At 34.6% G+C, this 4370-nt stretch carries 5 protein-coding genes; 2 read left to right on the top strand and 3 right to left on the bottom strand.

Features of this window, described 5'->3' with window-relative positions; translation table 11 throughout:
* The first annotated feature begins 186 nt into the window (after positions 1–186).
* On the top strand, positions 187–381 hold the full coding sequence (locus A194_RS0114990; protein WP_017187613.1) for a hypothetical protein: 195 nt from the start codon (positions 187–189) through the stop codon (positions 379–381).
* Between the two features lie 589 nt (positions 382–970).
* On the top strand, positions 971–1780 hold the full coding sequence (locus A194_RS0114985) for a hypothetical protein (RefSeq protein ID WP_017187612.1): 810 nt from the start codon (positions 971–973) through the stop codon (positions 1778–1780).
* Between the two features lie 84 nt (positions 1781–1864).
* Here A194_RS0114985 and A194_RS0114980 read toward each other — a convergent pair whose 3' ends face one another.
* The 3 genes from A194_RS0114980 to A194_RS18735 form a co-directional block, all read right to left on the bottom strand.
* Positions 1865–3289: a serine hydrolase domain-containing protein gene (locus tag A194_RS0114980; RefSeq protein WP_017187611.1), complete on the bottom strand. Its 1425-nt coding sequence runs from the start codon at positions 3287–3289 to the stop codon at positions 1865–1867.
* 41 nt (positions 3290–3330) lie between these two features.
* On the bottom strand, positions 3331–3903 hold the full coding sequence (locus A194_RS0114975; RefSeq protein WP_017187610.1) for a TetR/AcrR family transcriptional regulator: 573 nt from the start codon (positions 3901–3903) through the stop codon (positions 3331–3333).
* A 233-nt stretch (positions 3904–4136) separates the two neighbouring features.
* The coding region (locus tag A194_RS18735; RefSeq protein ID WP_040403140.1) for a hypothetical protein at positions 4137–4370 on the bottom strand (234 nt) is incomplete at its 5' end.

The following is a 4370-nucleotide window of genomic DNA, read 5'->3' as shown; positions in this document are numbered from 1 at the left end:
GTTTGTAAAGAGTATAATTACATAGAAGTTTGACACTATTTCCAAGAAGCACGGGGACGGTTCTACCGCTTCCATGCCTCAAAAAGGAAGCATGAGAACCGTCCCCGTGCGTCTATTGTTGAATTTATAAAAGGGGCAGGGTTGTTGAATTAGGAAACATCAGAGTAACAAAGGGGGTTAAACAAAATGGAAATTAAGGTGGGAAAAAGGACAATTACTCCAAAATCAATATTTAATATAATGTTTATATTGGTTTTAATTGCTACAATCGCTCAAATGATAATAAATGTAACCTCGGATAGGAACTTGATAACAGGAATGGTTATTTTTTCGGCCTGTGCAACTGGTTTATGCTATTATTTTAGTAAAGAAGATAATTAAACTATCGGGTGCTTATCTACAGTAACATCGAAAAAAGATTGATAGAATGCACCCTTTATTTTTGTGTACATGAATGCGTAGTTAAGTGGTTAAGAACTTGACGTGGAGCCTCTTTGTCTTGAAAGGCTGAAGAAGGGTTTCATCAGGCAGCCAAGCCTATCATACCCACCTCTCCACGTAAAGTCCTATGTTTGTCTACGTTGAATACTATAAAAAATTACTGTAGATAATGTTTCCACGAAGATAAAAATCAACCAATTTTAGTATCTTAAAATACGATTAATACGGTGGGAAAACATACTGTAGATAAGGGTGCAATAGTAAAACAAGGTGATCCAAGTGGTATCGCCTTTTTCTTATGGCTAAAATTTCGTTTTGGTTTTTGGAATATTATGTTAGTGTGTAGATAGAAGTTGTTAAGCTAACGGGGCAAATAAATGAATAACTTTATGTTAAGAAACAAAAATTCATTTAGAAAATTTGGGTGAGTTTGTGAAGTATTGGACGGGGTTCAAGGGGTATGCAAGCCACACAAGTATAATGGTGAACTACTGTATCGAGAGTTTTCAATTGGGTGGAGGACGAAAAGATGTCAATTAATATAGAGCATTTTTTGAAGCCAGTTAAAGCGGATACAAGATATAATGATGCAGACATGGGAAGTGAAGCACAGAAGTTTTATAAAGAGTATTTTTCTGATTCGATCAATAACGAGAGAGGCGAAACTTGGTGTACACCGATAGCCTTATTGGAAAACATCTATGATTTTAGGTATAAAATAATCGATAAGGGTTCATTAAAGTTAAAGCAATATAAAATAGAACTAATTTCCAATATTTCAAGCAATATTATCGAGGGCAAGAAAATAGGAGTTGATTATCATTGTCTTGCAAACTTTGGTTGTTTGCCATATGAACTAAATAAGTGGCGAGGTAGTGAAGACTATATAAAGAAGAGAAATAATCTTCGCCTTCGTCTGAATCTCTATAATCGTTCACGTTTAGGAGACTTCCCTGACCTATTTTTTATTTGTGTCAAAAGCTATTTAACAAATAATCCAGAACTTGGCTATGATCCGGAAATAGAAGGAAAGAAACTCAAGGAATTTGACTGGTGGTTTGAGAAAATCGGTGGAGGTAAAAAATGCACTTGGGAAGACTTTGTGAACAAAATGGATTTGAAAGGCAGCTTTGTAGACGCCAATTACGAAGTCGTGAAATTATTTGACCATAAAATAGGCGAACCCTTTCCAAATCTGCAAGTCATCAAAGAAACAGGAAATAATTATACAATTGATAATCTGACCGAAATATTGAGTGAAAACACTCCAATTAAGACCTGCATTGAGAATATCTATAAAATATGGAATAATCGTGCTGCTCATTTTGAAAAATTTTAACTAAGAGGAAGCAGGGGGACGGTTCTCCGTAGCTTTTCTAACCATATCGAACTGGTAATAAAAGGGGAAATCTGTTTACATTGTTCAATTCACTATTTTTTCGACGACCTTTTGTTTAATCGCAATAATAAGGAAAATTAAAAGACCGTAAACTGCCAACACGACTATCAGACATTGTATAAGGAATGCAAGGTCCGGAGAAAAAAGACCTAATGTCTTCCAAGAAATCCCCATACTGAATGTAAATAATGGAATGAATCCTACAGCGATTAAAACGTGAAGAACACCAATTGGAACCCAAACTATTTTATTTATATTTTTTTTACGTTTCAAACAAATTAAACTTATAGAGAAAATAATGGATAATAACAATATCACACTAAGCGCAATCCACTGGGTACTAACGTTTAGCGGAATTAACTCTGGTTTTTCACCTTTTATAATGGATCGAATTCCCTCCATCATACTTAAATAAGCAACTGCTTCCAATTCATGGTATTTATTCGTCAAAAGAACAGCACCTAGATCTTCTTCAGGCATAAAGAAGATTTCAGATCTATATTCTGACGTTGCACCAGTATGATAGGGATATCTATTATCGTTTTTAGAGAAATGCCAGCCTAATCCATATCGTTGATCGCTTTCTGGTGGCATACGTAATTGTTTTAAGCTTTGCTCATTTATTAGTTCTCCCCCATAAAGCATGAATTCTATAAACTTAATAAGGTCACTGGAGGTTGAGGTCATATAACCATACGGCGCTCCCGAATGATCATACCATCCATCTCCTTTAACAGGTTTGCCAAACCATGAATGATATCCGGGTACAAACCCTTTTTCAATCGCGCTTTCATAGTCAGCAGTAGTGTTTTTCATAGCAAGAGGAGAAAATATACGGTTATCCATAAAGGATGAGAATGTTTGATTCGACACCTCTTCAATAATAGCTCCTAAAAGCAGATAGTTGGCTGAGTTATATTCATATATCTCTTCAGGATCATGACTTAACTTTACTCCGCTTAGTTCTTTAACAGCTTGAGTGATACCATTTTCCTTATCACGATCTTGTTGATCTGTCGCTTTCAGCCCCTCATAAGCACTAATCCCACTTGTTTGTTCTAATAGATGACGTACTGTTATTGATTTTTTACTATCGGTTTGATAGGTAAACCAAGGGATATAAGTATCTATTGGTTCATCTAGCTTTATTTTTCCTTCTTCTACTAACACCATAATTCCAAGAGATGTTAAAGGCTTACTTACCGAACCTATTAGAAAAGAAGTTTCTTCACTGACAGGTGAACCGTCACTCATTATCCCCCAGCTATCTTGAAAGATAGTATTACCGTTATGTACGACTGCTAACGTAGCACCAGGAATATTATATTCCTCCAGTGCCTTATTCATAAAAGTCTTGATTTGATAAGAAGTATTACTCTCTTCAACTGCAAAAGTATGGGAAGTAGTGAAGAGCAATAAGGCAAATAAAATTAATACTATTTTTTTCAAATGATTTCCTCCTTATTCTATTTATAGTATTTTAATAAGCTTCAATCAGAATCAGACTTATTTATATAAAGCTCAAGAAGTTCGGTTAACAGTCTATATGGTTGGTCAATATCAAATTGATCATCAACAATTTTCTGTAGTGCCAGCCCATCAAAACAAGCCAATAATATACTCGAAAGTGCAGATGCATCTTGAGAATTACCTACTATGTGTTGCATAGGCTCGGACAGACTCTTTCTCCCATTTTTTAGAATAGACTCTACTTGCTTTTCAAGATGACCTCCTTTATCTTTTATCCCTAAAGAATAAATTTCATATCTCCAACGATACCAATCCGAATTCCTTTCTGCCCTGGTTTTAATTTCATGTAAAACTTCCTCCAGGCTTACTGAGTCTCCTGGATGTCCGTCATATTTCCTTTGGTAATAGGTTTGGACTTCCTGTTGTACAGAAAGCAAAAGTTCCTCTTTATTTTTAAAATAATAATGAACAAGTCCGGTTGTTATATTTGCTTCATTTGCGATATCCTTTATAGAAGCATTCAGATATCCTTTTTTAACAAATACATTGTAGGCAGCATCAATCAATAGTTTTCTTTTTTCCTGTTTACTCATTCGACTCCCCTCCTTATTTAATTGGTTGACCAACCAAATTATATTAACAGTATTTAAATAAGTCAATTATTATACATAAATTAACCTCACCATAATACTTTAACGTATCTCTTGAAACGCTTTAAAAAGTAGCTACTTGTCCAATGTATACATAATTTTCGCCCTATCATTGTTTTGAGATAAAAAGTAATTTAGTAACTTTTATATTGCCATCAACTCAATCAACATCATCCTCATCCCTTGTTTTCATACAGCTTTTTAATGGTGTTCATTTCAATAGTTATCTCTATATTTTGCTTTACCATCACTTGTGGTACGGTTCCCCGTATCTCACTTAATGGTAAATTACCATTCTCAAAAAGAGAAACTTTTACAGATTCAACCTTCTTTCTATCAGGTGTAACCTTTACTTCACTAAAAAACAACCTTAAGAGTAATTTCTTTTCCTCATCAGTTGCCTCAGAGAA

Origin of the sequence: Alkalibacillus haloalkaliphilus C5 (assembly GCF_000269905.1) — a bacterium.
In the GTDB taxonomy this organism is placed as follows: domain Bacteria; phylum Bacillota; class Bacilli; order Bacillales; family Alkalibacillaceae; genus Alkalibacillus; species Alkalibacillus haloalkaliphilus_A.
The sequence above is the reverse complement of the archived record's forward strand: the minus strand, read 5'-3'. Positions and strand labels throughout refer to the sequence as shown.